The sequence below is a fragment of the Nocardia sp. NPDC051570 genome (genome assembly GCF_044454005.1).
In the GTDB taxonomy this organism is placed as follows: domain Bacteria; phylum Actinomycetota; class Actinomycetes; order Mycobacteriales; family Mycobacteriaceae; genus Nocardia.
Genome location: NZ_JBITDI010000001.1, coordinates 609,150 through 626,323, shown reverse-complemented (window position 1 = coordinate 626,323; position 17,174 = coordinate 609,150). Strand labels below are relative to the sequence as shown.

Sequence of the window (17,174 nt, the reverse complement as noted above, 5' to 3'; positions counted from 1 at the left end):
GCCGCCCTCGATGAATGGACGCTCGCCGATCTCGACCGTGAGGGGACTCTGTAATGCGAAGCAGCCGAATCATTTCCGCGATCGATACCCATACCGAGGGGATGCCCACCCGGGTGATCACCGGCGGTATCGGGACCGTGCCCGGGGAGACGATGGCGGCGCGGCGGATGTACTTCGCCGAACATCTGGATGGGCTGCGCAGGCTGCTGGTGAACGAGCCGCGCGGGCATGCGGCGATGAGCGGGGCGATCCTGCAGCCGCCCACGACCGGCGACGGTCATTACGGCGTGTTGTTCATCGAGGTCAGTGGACTCTTGCCGATGTGCGGGCATGGGACGATGGGTGTGGCGACCGCGCTCGTCGAGGCGGGGATGGTGCCGGTCACGGAGCCGGTGACCGAGATTCGGCTCGACACTCCCGCCGGTCGGGTGGTGGCCGCGGTGAGTGTCGTCGGCGGGCATGCGGATTCGGTCACGCTGCGCAATGTGCCCGCCTACTGTGCGAGCCTCGACAACGATATCGACGTCCCGGGGCTCGGCATGGTGCCCTACGACATGGCCTACGGCGGCAACTTCTATGCGATCGTGGATCTCGGCAAACTCGGCCTGCCCTTCGACCGCTCGCATCAGGATCGCATTCTCGATGCGGGCCTGCGAATCATGGCGGCGATCAACGAGTTCCGCGCCCCGGCGCATCCGATGGACCGGCGCATCACCGGCTGCAAACACGTGCTGTTCCTCGATCCCGCCGCACAGCCCGCGCACACCCGCAACGCGATGGTCATCCATCCCGGCTGGTTCGACCGATCACCGTGCGGCACAGGCACATCCGCGCTGCTGGCGCGCCAGCACGCGCGCGGCTTGTTATCCGGCGACGAGGTGCTGCGCAACGACTCGTTCATAGGCACCACCTTTCATGCCCGCGCCGTCGAAACGACCACCGTGGGCGGACATCCCGCGATCGTGCCCGAGATCACCGGCCGCGCCTGGCTGACCGCGACCGCGAACTACCTGCTCGACCCCACCGATCCCTTCCCCGAGGGTTTCGTCTTCTGACACCGAGGAACGCACGCCATGAAACCCGTCGACATCCGGGCATCCCGGCCCCGACCGACCAGAGACACCCTGCTGCGCCGCATGCCCGTCACGGTCGTCGACACCGGTGACTTCACCAAGAGCATGGGGCTGTGGCAGCTGGTCGCGCTCAGCCTCGGCGGTCTCGTCGGCGCGGGAGTCTTCTCCCTCGCCGGCGTCGTCGCCCACGATATCGCCGGTCCGGCGGTGCTCGTCTCCTTCGCCATCGCGATCGTCGCCTCGGGTGCGGCGGGCCTGTGCTACGCCGAATTCGCCGGAATGGTGCCGCGCGCGGGCTCGGCCTACACCTATGCCTATGTATCGCTCGGTGAGATCATCGGCTTCCTGATCGGCTGGGATCTGCTGCTCGAATACACCGCCATCGTGTCGGTCGTCGCGATCGCGGTCTCGGGCTATCTCAACTACATCACCCACTACTTCGGATTCGACCTGCCCACCTGGGCACTCGGCGCGCCGGGCACCGGATCCGGACATCGGGTCGATCTGTTCGCGATGCTGCTGTGCCTGCTGCTGGCCTTCCTGCTCTCGCGCGGGACCCGCGAATCCGCCCGGGTCCAAACCGGACTCGTCGCGGTCAAGATGGCGATCGTCGCGATCGTGGTCGTGGCCGGAGCGTTCCACATCAGGGCGGGCAACTACGATCCGTTCTTCCCCTTCGGTCTCGGCGGCGCGGTCTCCGGTGCGGCACTGGCATTCTTCGCCGTCTACGGTTACGACGCCATGAGCGCCGCCGCCGAGGAATCCACCGACGGCAAGCGACTGCTGCCGAAGGCCATCATGATCAGCCTCGGCATCGCCTCGGTGGTCTACCTGCTGGTGTGTCTCGTGATCGTCGGCATGGTCAACTACACCGATATCACCGTCGCCTCACCCTTCTCCAGCGCCTTCGACAGCATCGGCATGGGCGTGCTCGGTCTGGTGATCGCGGTCGGCGCGGTCGTCGGCGTGACCACCTCGGCCTTCGCGAATATGCTCGCCGTCACCCGGGTCGGCTTCGCGATGAGCCGAGATGGGTTGCTGCCCGGCTACTTCGGCGTCCCGGATCCGCGCCGCCACGTCCCGGCCCGCGTCATCTGGCCGGTCGGCGTCGTCTCGGCCCTGATCGCCGGATTCCTGCCGATCCGCGAGGCCGCCGAACTCACCAACGTCGGCATCCTCATGGCCTTCATCGTCGTCGCCCTCGGCGTGATGCGGTTGCGCCGCACACGTCCGGAGGCCGAACGCGCCTTCCGCACCCCGTGGGTTCCGGTGGTGCCGGTGATCGGGATCGTGTTCTCGGTCTGGCTCATCAGCCACCTCACCTGGGTCACCTGGGTGCGGTTCGCGGTCTGGCTGGTGCTGGGCCTGGCGCTGTATTTCACCTTCGGTCATCGGCACTCGAAACTGAACGACCAAGCGAGCTAACTACTCTGGTAGGGACACCGCGCCCACCAGGACGAATACGGAGAACGGATGATCGAACGGCTGGATATCAGCAGACGGCCGACGCTACGCGACCATGTTTCGGACGCGCTGCGCGCCGCGATCGTCTCCGGTGAACTCGAACCGGGCGTCCTGTACTCCGCGCCCACACTGTCGGAGCGGTTCGGGATCTCCGCGACTCCCGTCCGGGAGGCGATGCTCGACCTGGTCCGGCAGGGATTGGTGATCTCGGTGCCCAACAAGGGTTTCCGAGTCACCGAGACCTCCGAGGAGGATCTGGACTCGATCGCGAAGATCCGGATGCTGCTCGAGCCGCCGAGCGTGCGCTCGATCGTCGGCGCCATCCCCGCCGCCGACCTGCCGGCCCTGCGCGACCAGGCCGATAAGATCGTCCACGCCGCCCTGCGCGGCGACCTGGTCGAATACGTCGACGCAGACCGGCGATTCCATCTGATGCTGCTCGACTACTGCCACAACCCGCGCCTATCCCAGATCGTCAGCGACCTCCGCGCCCAAACCCGCCTCTTCGGCCTGGCCGCCCTGGTCGAACGCGGCGAACTCGAGAAGTCGGCCCGCGAACACCACACCATCCTCGACCTCATCGAGACCCACCAAGCCGAGGAGCTCGAACAGTTCCTCCGCCACCACATCGGCCACGTACGCGGCATCTGGGCGGCGAGCAACGCCTCCGACCGGGCCTGATTCAGATCAAGTGCTTGGCAAAGCAATTGGATAATGGGAGGTGCTCGTACGGGGGAAACAGCGGGATGCGGTGATAGCCGCTGCGTTCGTAGAACCGGACGGCCTCGGGCTGTAGGTGGCCGGTCTGGAGCACCACCCGAGGTGCGGACAGGTCGCGGGCGGCCGTCTCCGCGGCGGCGAGCAGCAGATCGGCCATACCGGTGCCGCGATGGCGTGGGCGCACGAACATCCGCTTCACCTCGATATCGCCGCGGTTCCAGCGGATCGCGACGTGTCCGGCCGCATCGGGCGCATAGCCGACGAAGGTACCCGCGACCGCCTCGGCGGCAACGGCATTCGGATTCTCCGGCAACGACCGCAGCAACGCGGCATAACGCGGCCCGACCTCGGCGGCCATCTCCGCACGCAGCGCCACCGCATCCGCGTCATCCCACGCGACGGCCACCACAACCGCCGACTCGGTCCGTGCATCGGTCATACCGCCGACGCTACCGACCCCGCCGACGCCCCGATACCGATTGCGCTCAGCGGGATTGTTTCCCGCACAGTGACTTTCGTCATCGGAAATCGCCCCCGCTCGCCTGCGGCCTCGCTCAGTCGTGCGCCGAGACATACGGCAACATGGGCGGAAATCCCCGCTCAGCCATGCGATAGGACGTGTCACGGCGTTCAACGGCGATCGTGCTCAGCTGTGCGCCGAGGCGTGCGGTGCCGACTGGCGGCAATACCGCACTGGTCAGCCGTACCGTTCCCACGCATTGTCATGCTGAGTCGAGGATGTTTCGCGGACTCGCTGTTCGTGGCGAGCGCTGCGACGCCGTTATACATGTCGGTGTCGTTGATCGGCGGGCTGCCGGCTGATCCGCACCAGCCGGTCGAAGTCGGTGGCGACCCCGCGCAGTAGCAGATCGACCAGCGGGCCTGCCGATTCCTGGTCGATCGGTGCGTCTCCGAACAGTGCCTTTTGGTAGACCACGGAGGCGAGCAGGTCGACCAGCAGTTCGGGGTCGTATTCGGGGCGCAGATCACCCCGGTCGACCGCGCGCCGGACCGAGATCATCGCAGCCGCCCTCGTCGGCTGCATGAGCGTGTCGACGAGGCGTCGGTGTAGGTCCGGTTCCCGTGTGCAGTCCGCGATCAGCGGAGCCAGTACCCCGGGCGGCAGCCGGTCGTGCAGGGCCTCGGCGAGTAGCTGCACGCTCTGCGTCAGATCGCATCGGGTGCAGTTGTCGTCCGGTACCGGCGGCGTGACCAGAACGGAAGCGAGCGCGTCGATCACCAATTCCTGTCGGACCGGCCAGCGCCTCCTGATCGCCGCCTTCGTCGTGCCGGCCCGTGCCGCCACTGTCTCGAGGGCGAACCCCGCGTAGCCTTTCTCGCGCAACACTTCGAGCGTGGCGGTGAGCACGGCGGCGTCGATCGCGGGGTCACGTGGCCGACCGGCCGGGGTGCGAGTCACGACGTGGTGTCCTGTGGGTACCAGCGCAGTTCGACGGTGTTGCCGTCCGGGTCCCGCACGTAGATCGACTGTGCCCGACCGCGAGCACCCCACCTCGGCGCCGGTCCGTCCAGCACGGTGAGGGTGCCCTCGTCGATAATCTGTTGCCAGTCGAGTGGTTCGACGACAAGGCAGATATGGTCCACATTGGACTCGCCACGAGGCCGATCCATCAGGTCGATCACGGTGGTCGGGCTGACCCGCACGGACGGGAACGGCACCGTACCGGCGCGCCACTCGGCCACTCGTTCCGGTTCGAGGCCGAGCGGCCCGCAGTAGAACTCCAGCGCGCGCTCGATATCGCGCACGTTGAGCACCAGGTGATCGAATGCCTTGACCTTCATCGTCACTCGCCCCTTCCAGGAATTCAGATCCGGTCCGGTTCGTATTGTAATAGCAGAGTGGGAGTGATGGAAGGGCCCGAAGATCGGTGCGGTACCGCGGAATTCGCCGTCGCGCTGCGAATCATGCAGCAGCAGGGCCGGTTTCCCGCCATCGACGCCCAGGCGGCAGCGATCCGCTTCCAGTCGATGAAACTGCGTGTACCGCAGTAGCCTTCACCGCGCAGCCCTGTCAACCCCGTTATTCCGAGATGGTGCGTGGCCCGCTGCCGGGGCATGCTGGAAGTGGCAATGTAGGACGCAGCCGAGCACTGCTTGCGCAGCATGATCGAGGGTCGGCCGGTGCGTAGCGACTTTCCGCCGCGCCGTGTCGGTAGGGTGAGCGTGCATGCTCGGCTCCCGTGAATGGAGGACAGTATGCGAATTCCCCTGCTGATAGTTGCGCTCGGTCTCGCTTTCGCCGCATGCGGTGTCGGCTCGTCCGGGCATGCGGACCCGCCGTCGGCCAGCGCGCCCGGCATTCAGGCCGCGGCGGCCGTGGCCATTGGTGCGGAGGCCGACGGCAAGGATGTGTCGCTAACGGTCGGACAGCAGCTGGTGCTGTCACTGCAGGCCAATCACACCACCGGATATCAGTGGAAGATGCAGGCCCTGGATCAGAGCATCGTCGAGCAGGTCGGCGACCCCGAGTATCACCCGGCCTCGACGTCGAACAGTCCCATGGGCGCCGGAGGAACATCGGTGTGGCACTTCACCGCCGTAGCCCCCGGGACCACCACCCTGGCACTCGATTATGCCCGCTCTTGGGAGCAGGACACCGCTGCGGCACAGCACTTCACGGTCACCGTACAGGTCCGGGGGTAGGCGGCCTGGCCTCGGCGGACTCCGATTCTGCTTCCGAGAACAGTGATTCTCGGAGGCGGAATGGCGCGTCGTTTTCCGGGTCACACCGCACGCTCGGACCGCATGCGACGAGGCGGTTGATCGCTTCGGCGATCGGCGCGAATTCCCTGTCGGAAAACATATTTCACCGGCTCGACGGTCTCGGTCGGTTCGACCGACCGGCCGCCCACCCCAGGCCGCCTCAGCGTGTCGGGGAGCGGCGCGCGTGGATGCTGGCAGGATGCTCTCGTGATCAACTCGATCATCGTGGTCGCCCTGGTGGTGGTGCTGTGGGCGCTGTTCGCGGCGCGGCTGCACGAATGGCGTATTGCCGCGCCGGTGCTGGTGGTGTTCGCGGGGATCGCGATGGGGTTCGGGGCGCGGAACAGTATTGCCGAGACGCTCAATACGCAGGTCGCGTTGCGGATTGTCGAGATCATCCTGGCGGTGTTGCTGTTCGTGGATGCCACCGAGGTGCGCGGTGGGCTGCTCGGGCGTGATCCGAAGTCGGCGTTGCGGATGCTGTTCGTCGCGCTGCCGCTGAGCCTGGGGATGGCGGTCGCGCTCGGGGCGTGGTTGCTGCCGGGGGCGTCGTGGGCGGTGTTGCTGGTGATCGCCTGCGTGGTGGTGCCGACGGATTTCGCGCCGGCGGCGACGATCGTGCGGGACGAGCGGATTCCGGCGCGGGTGCGGGATCTGCTCACCGTGGAGAGCGGTTACAACGACGGGATCGTCTCTCCGGTATTCCTCGCCGCGCTCGTGTTGGCGGGCGATCACACCCATGCCACGTCGGTCACCGCCGCACTGCAGACCGCGGTGCCGTCGGCGGTGAAGGCCGTGCTGGCCGGTCTGGCCATAGGATTCGCGCTGGCGCTGGCGATGAATGCCGCGGAGCGGCGGCAGTTCTCGACCGAACAGTCGCAGCGCATCGCGCTGGTCGCGGCCCCGCTGCTGTCCTATGCGGTATCGGTGGCCGTGCACGGCAATGGATTCGTCGCGGCATTCGTCTGCGGGCTCGTGGTCAACGCGGTCCGCCGGTCGCCGGTGTTCCACCGGGAGCTGGAGCTGCTGGACGATATCGGCTTCCTGCTCACGGTCGGCATGTGGTTCGTCTTCGGCAGCGTCACCGTCTACGCGATCGCCGAGGGACCGGATTGGCGAATGCTGTTGTTCTGCCTGGCCGCGTTGACGGTCGTGCGCATCGTCCCGGTGCTGGCGGCGACGATCGGCTCGCGCTTCAGCCGAGGAGAACGCCTGCTGCTCGGCGTGCTCGGGCCGCGCGGCACCACCTCGATCGTGTTCGGGCTGTTGGCATTCAACGTGCTCGGCATCGATGACGGCGTCATGGTCGTCTCCGCGATGGCTATCACCGTGCTCGGCAGCATCGTCCTGCACGGTATCGGAGGACCGGCGGCCTCCTTCACTCAGGCGGTTCGCGCCGAGCGCTGATCAGTGCAGCGTGCCCGCGGACACCGCTAGATCGGTGTCGGTGTCCAGGCAGATCCGGACGAGTTCGGCCAGACCGTCGGTGAGGCGTTCGACGGGCAGATTCGGCGGCACATGCACGAATCCGCCGCGCAGATCGGGTCTTTCGGTCGCGATGAGATGCCGCAGGCCGTAGAACACGTGATTGCAGACGAAGGTGCCCGCGGTATACGAGATCGAGGCGGGGACCCCGGCCGCGGTCATCGCGGCAACCGCGGCCTTCAACGGCAGATCGGCCAGATAGGCGGCCGGGCCGCCCGGGATCACCGGGCGATCGAACGGCTGCGCGCCCGCATTGTCGGGGATACGGGCGTCGTCGAGATTGATCGCGACGCGCTCGGGCGTGATCTCGGTGCGCCCGTTCGCCAGCCCGAGGCAGATCACCAGCGCCGGATCGTATTCGGTGACGGCCGCGCGCAGCACGGTCAGCGAGGTGTCGAAGACGCACGGCAGCCGCACGGCCGAGATGCGCGTGCCGTCCGGGGCGGGTCGCCGCGCCAGCGCCGCGGCGGCATCCCACGACAGATTGTCCGAGGCCCCGCCGAACGGCTCGAATCCGGTGATCAGCACATGTCGCATCAGAAACCCCATACATACATGATCGCGATATTGCAGACGAGGATCCCGACCGCGGTCGGGATCTGTGCCTTGATCGGGCCGTAGCGGTCCTTCATCTCCAGCAGGATCGCGGGCACGATATTGAAGTTCGCGGCCATCGGCGTGCACAGCGTGCCGGCGAAGCCGCAGAGCATTCCGATCGCCAGGATCAGCGTCGGATTGCCGTGGAACTGGGTGACCAGGACCGGCCAGCCGATGGCCGCCGTCATCACCGGGAACGCCGCGAACCCATTGCCCATCACGATCGTGAACACCGCCATGCCGATGCAGTACAGCAGGACCGCGGCGAACAGCGAGTCGTGCGGCAGGATCGCGGAGAAGATCCGCCCGACCTGTTTGCCCACTCCGGCCTTGTCGAACAGCAGGCCGAGCACGGCGATCAACTGGGGCAGCAACAGCGCCCAGCCCATGGACTGCGCCAGCCGGGAGCCCTCCCGCAGTGCGAGTCCCGGCCCGGTGGGGCCGGCCGGTCGCAGCAGCACGATCGCCACGACGAGTGCGATCAACACGCCCGCGCCGAGTCCGGTCAGGGCGGGAGTTCCGGTGGCGAGCAACGGTTTACCGCCCACCTTCACCGAGGCGACCATGGTCGCGCAGACGAGAGCGACCACGGGGATGAGCACCGCCGGAACGAACAGCCGATTGCCGAGTTTCGTTGCGGCGGACTCACGTTCGGCGTCGGTGGTGGTCGACAGGTTCGAGGTACCCAGCGCACCCAGGCCGCCGAGCGCGCCGACGATCAACACCGCGAGCCCCAGCGGCCAGGCCGGAGCGATCTTGTCGACGACGAATGTCGAATAGCAGAAACCGATTCCGAGCAATCCCCAGAACGCCGTGGCCCCGGCGCGCCGCGGATTATCCCGCTGCCGCGCCGCGAAGTACGCGTTCGCGCCGAAGAACAATCCCATACCCCAGTACAGCCATTCCGCGCTGATCATCGTGCCACCACCGCCGCGGCGTGCCGGGTCAGCCACCGGTCCAGCCACAACAGCCGTCCGGCATGAATCACGTAGGCGCACACCGCGGTCGGTATCGCCCACCGCGCCAGCTGCAACGGATCGAGTTGGAGGCCGTAAGCCGTATTGACGTATCCGGTGATCAGCAGGACGCTGCCTACCGCGATGAAGATGTCCTCGCCGAAGAACAGACCCACATTGTCCGCACTGGCCGAAAACGCCTTGATCCGTTCGATTGTCGGATCGGTGAGCTCACCGAAGCGTTGTCGCGCCGCGCCCAGGGCCATCGGCGCGATGAGCGGCCGCACCGTATGCGGCTGTCCGAACATGCCGGTCAGCCCGAGTGCGGCGGTGCCTTGGCGCAGCAGCATATAGCCCGCGAGCAGTCGCCCGGTCGTCAGCATCCGGAGCTTCCCGATGAGCCTGCCCGCCTGCTGCTGCAACCCGTATCGATCGAGCAGGCCGATGATCGGCAGCGTCACTACCAGGATCGTTACCGACCGGCTACCCGCGAATCCGCTGCCGATGCTGTCGAGGATCTCCTTCGGTGTCAGGCCGCCGAGCAGGGCCGTGACCACGCCCGAAACCAGCACCACGAGCATGGGATTGAGTCGAAGCGCGAACCCCGCGACAACCAGGGCAACACCCAACAGAACGAACATGAACTCTCCACGGCGCCGGGGACTGATTGGCGATGACCGTATGTTCGTTGAACGATTACCGCAAACCGGACCGTTGAACGATCTCGAGGAGTGGACACGCCGGGCCGACGATTGGTCGGATTATCTGCCGGTCGCTATGGCTAGGATTGCCGCCACTGGTAGCGGTGGGTTTGCCAATTGTGAAGGCGGTTCCATGACCAAAGCTGTACCGCAGCCCATGGCGCTCGGGGATGATGCTGCCCGGACGCTTGCGAATGCGACGAAATCCGTTCCACAGATGCAATCGATCACCCCGCGGTGGCTGGTTCATCTGCTGGACTGGGTGCCCGTGGAAGCCGGTATCTACCGGCGTAACCAGGTAACTCACGAGCAGACGGTCGACATCAAATGCGATAACGCGGACGAGTCGCCGCTGCCGGAGACCTTCATCGATTACGAGAAGGATCCGCGGGAGTACCGCCTCAAGGCGGTCAACACGATTCTCGATGTGCACACCCGGGTTTCGGATCTGTACTCCAGCCCGCACGATCAGATAGCTCAACAGTTGCGACTGACGATCGAGGCGATCAAGGAGCATCAGGAGGGCGAGCTGATCAACAGCCCGACGTACGGGCTGATCGCGAATACTCCCGCCTCGCAGAAGATCTCGACGGTCGCCGGTCCGCCGACGCCCGACGATCTGGACAACCTGATCGCGAAGGTGTGGAAGGAGCCCGCCTTCTTCCTGACTCATCCGCAGGGCATCGCGGCTTTCGGCCGGGAATGCACCCGGCGCGGGGTGCCGCCGCCGACGGTCAGCATGTTCGGCTCGCAGTTCGTCACCTGGCGGGGTATCCCGATCATCCCGTCGGACAAGGTTCCCGTCGAACGCGGTAAGACGAAGTTCCTGCTGGTCCGCACGGGTGAGTCCCGGCAGGGTGTGATCGGCCTCTACCAGCCCGGCCTGGCCGGTGAACAGGGGATGGGGCTGTCGGTGAAGTTCATGGGTATCGATCGCAGCGCGATCGCGTCGTATCTGGTGTCGCTGTACTGCTCGCTGGCGATTTTGACCGACGATGCCGTGGCAGTGCTCGAGGGAGCCGAGGTGAACAAGTTCCATGACTACGCCCCGACCTATCGAAAGTGACTCCGACGCCGCGCGGCTGCCGGATGAGGCGTATCTGAACAGCCTTGCCGCGCAGTACTTTTCGGCGTTGCCGTCGGCGGGATCCCCGATCGCCTCGGGGACCTCGCCGGCGGTGCCGCCGGGCGGGCCCACGCCCGAGCCCATGGTTCCGGACTGGGGGCCGGAGGTGCCGATGGCCGTTCCCGCATCCACCGCGCCCCCGCATATCGATCCGCTACTGCCCGCACTGCCGTCGCTGGACGTGCCGCTGGCGCCGTCGCGGTTCGGCGGACCCGGCCGGGCGGCGCCTGCCTACTACTTTCTGGATCGGCCCACCTCCGCCGCAGGGGGTTCGCCGTTCTACTTCCTCGACGCCGCCGATCACGGAGTGCCCGCCGGGGCGCATCCGCCGTTCGATGTGAATGCCGTGCGGGGCGATTTCCCGATCCTGCGCGAGCAGGTGAACGGTCATCCGCTGGTGTGGTTCGACAATGCCGCCACGACACAGAAACCGCGGTCGGTCATCGAGCGGCTGCGCCATTTCTATGAGCATGAGAACTCCAATATCCACCGTGCCGCACACGAATTGGCGGCGCGCTCCACCGATGCCTATGAGCGGGCCCGCGATAGCGTGGCGCGATTCCTCGGGGCGTCGTCGGCGGAGGAGATCATCTTCGTGCGCGGTGCCACCGAGGGCATCAACCTTCTCGCACAGACGTGGGGGCGCAAGCACATTCGCGAAGGTGACGAGATCGTCATCTCCCATCTCGAACATCACGCGAATATCGTGCCGTGGCAGATGCTCGCCGCCGAGACGGGCGCGGTGCTGCGAGTGATCCCGGTCGACGACCGTGGGCAGGTGCTGCTCGACGAATACGGCCGATTGCTGTCGGATCGCACGAAACTCGTTGCCGTGACTCAGGTGTCGAATGCACTGGGAACGGTCACGCCGGTGCGCGATATCGTCGCGCAGGCCCGGCGGGCCGGGGCGGTGACGATCGTGGACGGCGCGCAATCGGTGCCGCATATGCCGATTGATGTGCGCTCGCTGGATGCCGACTTCTTCGTATTCTCCGGCCATAAGCTGTTCGGGCCCACCGGAATCGGCGTGGTGTACGGCAAAGCCGAAGTGCTGCAGGATATGCCGCCCTGGCAGGGCGGCGGCAACATGATCAGCGATGTCACCCTCGAGCGGTCGCTCTATCAGCCGCCGCCGGGCCGGTTCGAGGCGGGCACCGGGAATATCGCCGACGCGATCGGTCTCGGCGCCGCCATCGAATATGTCGAAAAGCTCGGAGTGCAGAATATCGAACGGTACGAGCACGAGCTGCTTGCCTACGCCACGCCGCGACTGGCCGCGATTCCGGGTGTCCGCCTGATCGGTACCGCGCCCGACAAGGCCAGTGTGCTCTCGTTCGTCCTCGCCGGGTATGAACCGCTCGAGGTCGGAAAGGCGTTGAACGAGAAGGGGATCGCCGTGCGCGCCGGACACCACTGCGCACAGCCCATCCTGCGCCGGTTCGGCGTCGAGGCGACGGTGCGGCCGTCGTTCGCGTTCTACAACACCTGTGCGGAGATCGACCGCATGCTCGCCGTCGTCGAAACCCTGGCCCGCGCGCGCAGGTGAGTGCGGAGCCGATCCACCCGGAGGAGCTGCCGTGCGCGCTGGCGCGCGGCGGCTGGGTGATCGACATCCGTCCGCAGGCCGAGCGCACCTGCGACGGGGCGCTCATGGGCGCGCTGGCCATCGAACGGCAACTGCTGATCGCCCGGCTCGATCCGTGCAGCGACGCCCGGCTGTCCTGGGCCCGGGATCCGCAGCTCGAATGGGTGATCATGTGCTCGTCCGGCGCGGATTCCGCGGCCGCCGCGCGCTCGTTGCGCGGCCTGGGCCTGTCCCGCGCGACGAGCCTGAGCGGCGGCTACCACGGCCTGCGATCCGCCCGCATGCTCGATGTGGCCGACGGTGCGGCACATGTCGAATACGGCGTGGTCGCGGCCGTCGGCGGCATCGTTCCCGTCCGCGCGCTCACCACCTGCTGACAGTGCGCCTCAGGCTCTGCTGACAGTGCGCCCCAGGCTCCGCCGACAGTGCGATCCAGCGCGACCCAGGCTCTGCTGACAGTGCGGACCGCGCGCCTTTCGTCGTGTTGAGCAATTATGTGGCTATTTTCCGTTTAGGGTGCGGAGGTGGACTTGGCGCTCGAATGGGACAGACACCCGGGGACGGGGTTGCGGCTGGCCTGTGAGCTCGCCGGGATGGCCGGCGAGCCCGAGCTCGAAGAGATCGCACCGACCGACCGGGACCCGCAGCTGCTGGGGATCGTGGCCGCCCGACGGGGCGGCGAGCTGGCGGGCTGGGCCGAACTGCGCCACGACGGATCCGGGCGGGCCTGGGCCGAGGTGCTGTACGCGGCTCGCTATGTTCGGCGAATTCGCCTGGGGCACTATGATTTCGAGGCGGCGACCGGGGAGGAGGAGTCGGTCGTGCGCACCCTGATCGCGGGCACCGCGCAACAGGCGCGGGTGGCGGGGTTGCGGATGTTGAGCTGGGAGGGCGCCGACGTCGGGCCGGAAGGGTTGGCCGCCGTCGCGCTCGGCGCCCGGATGACCGGTGAATACGCCCGACTGTGGACCGCCGAACCGCGCAGCTGGATCGTCCCGTCCGAACTCCGGTCGCAGGGGCCACTGGACTGCGTGCTGCAGGCGCTCGCGGAATCCTCCGATCCGCTCGGCCAGGTGATGGTCGTGGCGCTGCCGGGCCCCACCCTGACCGATCCGGTCGCCACGATCGCCACCTCGATCGTCGGCAGCGAGGCGTACATCAATGTGTGCGAGGGCTTTTCCTATCGCATCGGCGACGCCCGCACGCTCGCGTCACTGATGGGCGCCCTGATCGGCGAGCTGCACGACGAGCTGCCCCACGTGCTCGTCCTGCGGGTATTCGAATTCGACGACGCCGTCGCACGCTCGGCCCTGGCCCTCGCGGGCCTGGACATCGCGGCCAGATTCCACCGCTACGAGCTGCCGCTCGCCTGACGGGTTCGCCCCGCACCGCCCAGCAGCATCCTGGCGGGCTGCCCCCACTTGTTCATCGAGGGTCGTTCGGTGCGATGCGGGCCCGTAGCGCCTGCAGCAGTTGGTCTATGCCCGCGCGGGGGGAGGTGAGTTGGTAGCCGTCGTCGGTGTCCGGACCGGACGAATTCTCGCGGGCCGGATCGAGCGTGCCGCCGTGGTAGAGCGCGTCGGTCGCGCTGCCGGGTGGAAGTCCCAGTGCCTCCAGGGCGCGGTTGTCTTTAGCCTCTGTGGTGGCGCTGATCGTGTCGACCCGCCCGCTCTCGATTCGGGACTGGACGTTGCGGGTGGGGCCGCCGAGTTCGTGGATCTGCTGACGGGTGAGCAGCCGGTCGGGCAGGTCCCGCTGCCGAAAGGCCTCGAGCTGCCTTCCGAATCGCTGCCCGGTGGATTCCTGCTGCCGTGGCGACGCGAACTCCCCGTCCACGGTGCGCATCGTATCGCCTTCCGAATCCGAATGTATTGAGATGCACATGGATGCACACAAATGCCTTGACATGCGCAGCGGATTTCCTGGATTCTGGACCTGGGCCTACGGTCGAATGCCGTTGGCCCCCTGCGGTACAGCGCGGTACCCGGCTATGTTGTCGAGGGCGCGGCGAGGCATACCGCGGAGGGGAGGGCTCGACGCTCTCTCGGCGGCATGGGGACATCGGCCGAGCCGCGCACTTGTGATCCAGGTCACAATTTGGTAGCTTCACCGAAGATCTTACTGCAAATGCTTTCCAAGATCTTTGCGCATTCTTTACGATTGCTCCGGCCCTCCGCTCCGAGGGCCCTCTCTCGCAGGCTGCACCGCAGTTTTCGCCCGCTCGATGCCAGTGCATGTTCCACCGATGAACCGAACCGGTCGCCGGTTCGGCGAAGGAGAAATATGTCGACCGACACCGACCCGGCCCGACGGACCTCGCTCTCCGGTCTCGCCGTCGCGCTCCGCCACGATCTGCCCGCCTCCGTGGTGGTATTCCTCGTGGCCCTACCGCTATCGATCGGCATAGCCGTCGCCGCGGGCGCGCCCGTGGCGGCCGGGCTGATAGCGGCCGTCGTCGGAGGGTTGGTGGCCGGTCTGCTCGGGGGTTCGGCCCTGCAGGTCAGCGGTCCCACGGCCAGTCTCACCGTGGTGGTGGCCGAGAGCATCGACCGATTCGGCTGGGCGGTGACCTGTTTCATCACCCTCGGCGCGGGCCTGTTGCAGATCCTGTTCGGATTCGGGCGGCTCGGGCGTGGCGCCCTGGCCATCGCGCCGGTGGTCGTGCACGGCATGCTGGCCGGGATCGGCGTGGTCATCGCGCTGCAGCAGCTGCATGTGCTGCTGGGCGGGCAGTCGCTGAGCTCCTCCTGGGACAGCATCGTGCAGCTTCCGCATCAGGTGATGTCGGTGAGCGGCGGCGATGCCGTGGTCGGCGGGGTGATGATCGCCATCCTGCTCGGCTGGCGCTATCTGCCGCCCACGCTGCGGCTGGTGCCCGCCCCGCTGGTCGCGGTGGTGGTGGCGACCGGGCTGGCGATGGTCGTGCCCGCGAGCGTGCAGCGGATCGCGTTGCAGGGCTCGCTGTTCGACGACATCTCTCTGCCGGGTCTGCCCAGCGGCGGTTGGATGGCGGTCGGGCTGACCATGGTCACCATCGCCCTGATCGCCAGCGTCGAGACGCTGCTCTCGGCGGTCGCGGTGGACCGCATGCGGCCCGACCGGCGCACCGATCTGGACCGCGAGCTCATCGGGCAGGGCGTGGCCAATATGGCCTGCGGCCTGCTGGGCGGCCTGCCGATCGCGGCGGTGATCGTCCGCAGCGTCACCAATGTCAAGGCGGGGGCGCGCAGTAAGGCCTCGACGATGCTGCACGGGGTGTGGGTGCTGATCTTCGCCGTCGCCCTGGTCGATGTCGTGCAGCAGATTCCCAAGGCGGCCCTGGCCGGGCTGCTCATCGTCATCGGTATGGGACTGGTCAAGCTCGCCCATATTCGTTCGGCGCGCCGCACCGGCGATCTGATCGTCTATGCCGCAACGGTTCTGGTGGTGGTGTTCGGCAATCTGTTGCTGGGCATGCTGGTGGGTCTGACGCTGGCCTTCGCGCTGCTGCTGTGGCGGGTCGTTCGTGTGGCGATCGCCGCGCGGCCGGTGCCGGGCACCGAGCGCTGGCTGGTCACCATCGACGGCACCTGCACCTTCCTGGCGCTGCCGCGACTGAGCGCCGAACTCGCCCGAGTGCCCGCAGCCGCGGCGGTGACGGTGGAGATGACCGTGGACTTCCTGGATCACGCCGCCTCCGACCTACTGCACGAATGGACGTCTCAGCACGAGATCGCCGGTGGGACAGTCGAATTCGTCGAAATGGGCGCCGTGCGCATCGCCGATCTGGCCGCCGGGCCGCCGGCGCGCGGACATGCCCGCCGCGTCCTCGACGATGCGCTCGGCCCGTGGCGTGAGCGCACCGAGAACACGCTCGAGGACGGTGTCGCCGCCTATCACCGTGGGCACGCCCACGTCGTGCGGCCGCATCTGGACGAAATGCGCGACGGTCAGAATCCGGATGCGCTGTTTCTCACCTGTGCCGATTCCCGCATCGTGCCGAACGTGATCACCAGTAGCGGGCCGGGCGATCTGTTCACCGTCCGCAATATCGGCAACCTGATCCCCGCCGACGGGCGCGATACCTCGGTCGAGGCCGCACTGGTCTACGCGCTGGACAAGCTCGAGGTGCGATCGGTGGTGGTGTGCGGGCATTCGGGCTGCGGGGCGATGGGCGCGCTGTATCACGGCGATGTCACCGGTTCGGGCCTGGATGATTGGCTCGCGCACGGGCGGCCCACGCTGGACCGGTTTCGCGGCGGACATCCGGTGGCCGCGGCCGCGGCGGCCGCGGGCTTCGGGGAGATCGATCAGCTGGGCATGGTGAATGTCGCCGTGCAGCTGGAGACCCTGGCGCGGCATCCGGTGGTGTGCCGCGGCATCGTCGAACGCGGAGTCGTGCTGTCGGGCTTGTTCTTCGATATCGCCACCGCGCGGGTCATTCGGATCAAGGTCGACGGAATCGCCGAAATCGACGACGCGACGCGGGCCTCCGGGCCGGACGTCGTGGACAGGCCGGTCACGGCGCTGCCGGTGTAGGGGGACCCCGGCCGCGGGCGACGGCCGGGTGGCGGCAGGTCGGGCGACGCCCCGGGGTTGAGCTCCCGGGGCGTCGCTATTCGCCCGGTCACGGGCCTGTGAGCACCTTCACGTCGACGGGTCGATAGTAAGCCGGGATAAACAAGCTTTCCTCAGCCTTTGCTAAGTCTTTACTATTAATCTGACCATACTTCCGGGTGCCTGGCGAGACAGTGCTGTCTCGCC

Annotated in this window: 19 protein-coding genes; 11 read left to right on the top strand and 8 right to left on the bottom strand. The window is 67.1% G+C overall.

What is annotated here, in order from left to right; translation table 11 throughout:
* Positions 1 to 53 precede the first annotated feature (53 nt).
* The 3 genes from ACIA76_RS02910 to ACIA76_RS02900 are packed head-to-tail and all read left to right on the top strand — an operon-like array spanning position 54 to position 3,218.
* Positions 54 to 1,055 (top strand): proline racemase family protein, encoded by a 1,002-nt coding sequence (locus ACIA76_RS02910; protein ID WP_397147686.1) that lies wholly within the window; start codon positions 54 to 56, stop codon positions 1,053 to 1,055.
* Between the two features lie 18 nt (positions 1,056 to 1,073).
* Positions 1,074 to 2,498, top strand: coding sequence for an amino acid permease (locus ACIA76_RS02905; RefSeq protein WP_397147684.1), 1,425 nt, complete (start codon positions 1,074 to 1,076; stop codon positions 2,496 to 2,498).
* 48 nt (positions 2,499 to 2,546) lie between these two features.
* A complete protein-coding gene (locus tag ACIA76_RS02900; RefSeq protein ID WP_397147682.1) occupies positions 2,547 to 3,218 on the top strand; it encodes a GntR family transcriptional regulator in 672 nt (223 codons plus the stop codon).
* Position 3,219: 1 nt separating this feature from the next.
* On the opposite strand, the gene ACIA76_RS02895 is transcribed toward ACIA76_RS02900, so the two are convergent.
* The 4 genes from ACIA76_RS02895 to ACIA76_RS02880 all read right to left on the bottom strand — a co-directional run bounded on the left by ACIA76_RS02895 (position 3,220) and on the right by ACIA76_RS02880 (position 5,060).
* Complete coding sequence (locus ACIA76_RS02895; RefSeq protein WP_397147680.1) at positions 3,220 to 3,696, bottom strand: GNAT family N-acetyltransferase; 477 nt, start codon at positions 3,694 to 3,696, stop codon at positions 3,220 to 3,222.
* Positions 3,697 to 3,811: 115 nt separating this feature from the next.
* The gene (locus ACIA76_RS02890; protein ID WP_397147678.1) at positions 3,812 to 3,973 is read right to left on the bottom strand and encodes a hypothetical protein; all 162 of its coding nucleotides are present in this window, start codon (positions 3,971 to 3,973) and stop codon (positions 3,812 to 3,814) included.
* Positions 3,974 to 4,038: 65 nt separating this feature from the next.
* On the bottom strand, positions 4,039 to 4,677 hold the full coding sequence (locus tag ACIA76_RS02885) for a TetR/AcrR family transcriptional regulator (RefSeq protein WP_397147676.1): 639 nt from the start codon (positions 4,675 to 4,677) through the stop codon (positions 4,039 to 4,041).
* Positions 4,674 to 5,060, bottom strand: a complete 387-nt coding sequence (locus ACIA76_RS02880; RefSeq protein ID WP_397147674.1) for a VOC family protein — start codon at positions 5,058 to 5,060, stop codon at positions 4,674 to 4,676. Before ACIA76_RS02880 ends, ACIA76_RS02885 begins: the two co-directional genes overlap by 4 nt.
* A gap of 66 nt (positions 5,061 to 5,126) precedes the next feature.
* Here ACIA76_RS02880 and ACIA76_RS02875 point away from each other — a divergent pair, with 66 nt between their 5' ends.
* The 3 genes from ACIA76_RS02875 (at position 5,127) to ACIA76_RS02865 (ending at position 7,388) form a co-directional block, all read left to right on the top strand.
* Positions 5,127 to 5,270 (top strand): hypothetical protein, encoded by a 144-nt coding sequence (locus ACIA76_RS02875; RefSeq protein WP_397147673.1) that lies wholly within the window; start codon positions 5,127 to 5,129, stop codon positions 5,268 to 5,270.
* Positions 5,271 to 5,474: 204 nt separating this feature from the next.
* Complete coding sequence (locus ACIA76_RS02870) at positions 5,475 to 5,921, top strand: protease inhibitor I42 family protein (RefSeq protein ID WP_397147671.1); 447 nt, start codon at positions 5,475 to 5,477, stop codon at positions 5,919 to 5,921.
* Between the two features lie 267 nt (positions 5,922 to 6,188).
* A complete protein-coding gene (locus ACIA76_RS02865; protein ID WP_397147669.1) occupies positions 6,189 to 7,388 on the top strand; it encodes a cation:proton antiporter in 1,200 nt (399 codons plus the stop codon).
* Here ACIA76_RS02865 and pcp read toward each other — a convergent pair whose 3' ends face one another.
* Genes pcp through ACIA76_RS02850 form a run of 3 tightly spaced genes read right to left on the bottom strand, consistent with a single transcriptional unit; the run spans position 7,389 to position 9,660 of the window.
* Positions 7,389 to 8,015, bottom strand: coding sequence for a pyroglutamyl-peptidase I (gene pcp, locus ACIA76_RS02860; RefSeq protein ID WP_397147667.1), 627 nt, complete (start codon positions 8,013 to 8,015; stop codon positions 7,389 to 7,391). It abuts the gene before it with no gap.
* Positions 8,003 to 8,980, bottom strand: coding sequence for a DUF979 domain-containing protein (locus tag ACIA76_RS02855; protein ID WP_397147665.1), 978 nt, complete (start codon positions 8,978 to 8,980; stop codon positions 8,003 to 8,005). Before ACIA76_RS02855 ends, pcp begins: the two co-directional genes overlap by 13 nt.
* Positions 8,977 to 9,660: a DUF969 domain-containing protein gene (locus ACIA76_RS02850; protein WP_397147663.1), complete on the bottom strand. Its 684-nt coding sequence runs from the start codon at positions 9,658 to 9,660 to the stop codon at positions 8,977 to 8,979. Before ACIA76_RS02850 ends, ACIA76_RS02855 begins: the two co-directional genes overlap by 4 nt.
* Before the next feature lie 193 nt (positions 9,661 to 9,853).
* Here ACIA76_RS02850 and ACIA76_RS02845 point away from each other — a divergent pair, with 193 nt between their 5' ends.
* The 4 genes from ACIA76_RS02845 to ACIA76_RS02830 all read left to right on the top strand — a co-directional run bounded on the left by ACIA76_RS02845 (position 9,854) and on the right by ACIA76_RS02830 (position 13,804).
* Entirely contained in the window at positions 9,854 to 10,786 is a 933-nt protein-coding gene (locus tag ACIA76_RS02845) for a family 2A encapsulin nanocompartment shell protein (protein ID WP_397147661.1), read from the top strand.
* Positions 10,758 to 12,392 carry a family 2A encapsulin nanocompartment cargo protein cysteine desulfurase gene (locus ACIA76_RS02840; protein WP_397147659.1) on the top strand — a complete coding sequence of 545 codons (1,635 nt, stop codon included), beginning with the start codon at positions 10,758 to 10,760 and terminating at the stop codon, positions 12,390 to 12,392. Before ACIA76_RS02845 ends, ACIA76_RS02840 begins: the two co-directional genes overlap by 29 nt.
* The gene (locus ACIA76_RS02835) at positions 12,389 to 12,808 is read left to right on the top strand and encodes a rhodanese-like domain-containing protein (protein WP_397147657.1); all 420 of its coding nucleotides are present in this window, start codon (positions 12,389 to 12,391) and stop codon (positions 12,806 to 12,808) included. The genes ACIA76_RS02840 and ACIA76_RS02835 overlap by 4 nt, the downstream gene beginning before the upstream one ends.
* A 147-nt stretch (positions 12,809 to 12,955) precedes the next feature.
* The gene (locus tag ACIA76_RS02830; protein ID WP_397147655.1) at positions 12,956 to 13,804 is read left to right on the top strand and encodes a hypothetical protein; all 849 of its coding nucleotides are present in this window, start codon (positions 12,956 to 12,958) and stop codon (positions 13,802 to 13,804) included.
* 52 nt (positions 13,805 to 13,856) lie between these two features.
* Here ACIA76_RS02830 and ACIA76_RS02825 read toward each other — a convergent pair whose 3' ends face one another.
* On the bottom strand, positions 13,857 to 14,276 hold the full coding sequence (locus tag ACIA76_RS02825) for a hypothetical protein (RefSeq protein ID WP_397147653.1): 420 nt from the start codon (positions 14,274 to 14,276) through the stop codon (positions 13,857 to 13,859).
* A 438-nt stretch (positions 14,277 to 14,714) separates the two neighbouring features.
* Between ACIA76_RS02825 and ACIA76_RS02820 the strand changes: the two genes are divergently transcribed.
* Positions 14,715 to 16,949: a SulP family inorganic anion transporter gene (locus ACIA76_RS02820; protein WP_397147651.1), complete on the top strand. Its 2,235-nt coding sequence runs from the start codon at positions 14,715 to 14,717 to the stop codon at positions 16,947 to 16,949.
* The last annotated feature ends 225 nt before the right edge of the window (positions 16,950 to 17,174 follow it).

Bases quoted from the DNA above. Each gene is read 5' to 3' on its own strand.
- ACIA76_RS02820 (WP_397147651.1), top strand. From the start codon at position 14,715: ATGTCGACCGACACCGACCCGGCCCGACGGACCTCGCTCTCCGGTCTC.
- ACIA76_RS02840 (WP_397147659.1), top strand. From the start codon at position 10,758: ATGACTACGCCCCGACCTATCGAAAGTGACTCCGACGCCGCGCGGCTG.
- ACIA76_RS02855 (WP_397147665.1), bottom strand. From the start codon at position 8,980: ATGATCAGCGCGGAATGGCTGTACTGGGGTATGGGATTGTTCTTCGGC.
- ACIA76_RS02900 (WP_397147682.1), top strand. From the start codon at position 2,547: ATGATCGAACGGCTGGATATCAGCAGACGGCCGACGCTACGCGACCAT.
- ACIA76_RS02910 (WP_397147686.1), top strand. From the start codon at position 54: ATGCGAAGCAGCCGAATCATTTCCGCGATCGATACCCATACCGAGGGG.
- ACIA76_RS02825 (WP_397147653.1), bottom strand. From the start codon at position 14,276: ATGCGCACCGTGGACGGGGAGTTCGCGTCGCCACGGCAGCAGGAATCC.
- ACIA76_RS02870 (WP_397147671.1), top strand. From the start codon at position 5,475: ATGCGAATTCCCCTGCTGATAGTTGCGCTCGGTCTCGCTTTCGCCGCA.
- ACIA76_RS02905 (WP_397147684.1), top strand. From the start codon at position 1,074: ATGAAACCCGTCGACATCCGGGCATCCCGGCCCCGACCGACCAGAGAC.
- ACIA76_RS02850 (WP_397147663.1), bottom strand. From the start codon at position 9,660: ATGTTCGTTCTGTTGGGTGTTGCCCTGGTTGTCGCGGGGTTCGCGCTT.
- ACIA76_RS02895 (WP_397147680.1), bottom strand. From the start codon at position 3,696: ATGACCGATGCACGGACCGAGTCGGCGGTTGTGGTGGCCGTCGCGTGG.
- ACIA76_RS02880 (WP_397147674.1), bottom strand. From the start codon at position 5,060: ATGAAGGTCAAGGCATTCGATCACCTGGTGCTCAACGTGCGCGATATC.
- pcp (WP_397147667.1), bottom strand. From the start codon at position 8,015: ATGGGGTTTCTGATGCGACATGTGCTGATCACCGGATTCGAGCCGTTC.
- ACIA76_RS02845 (WP_397147661.1), top strand. From the start codon at position 9,854: ATGACCAAAGCTGTACCGCAGCCCATGGCGCTCGGGGATGATGCTGCC.
- ACIA76_RS02875 (WP_397147673.1), top strand. From the start codon at position 5,127: ATGGAAGGGCCCGAAGATCGGTGCGGTACCGCGGAATTCGCCGTCGCG.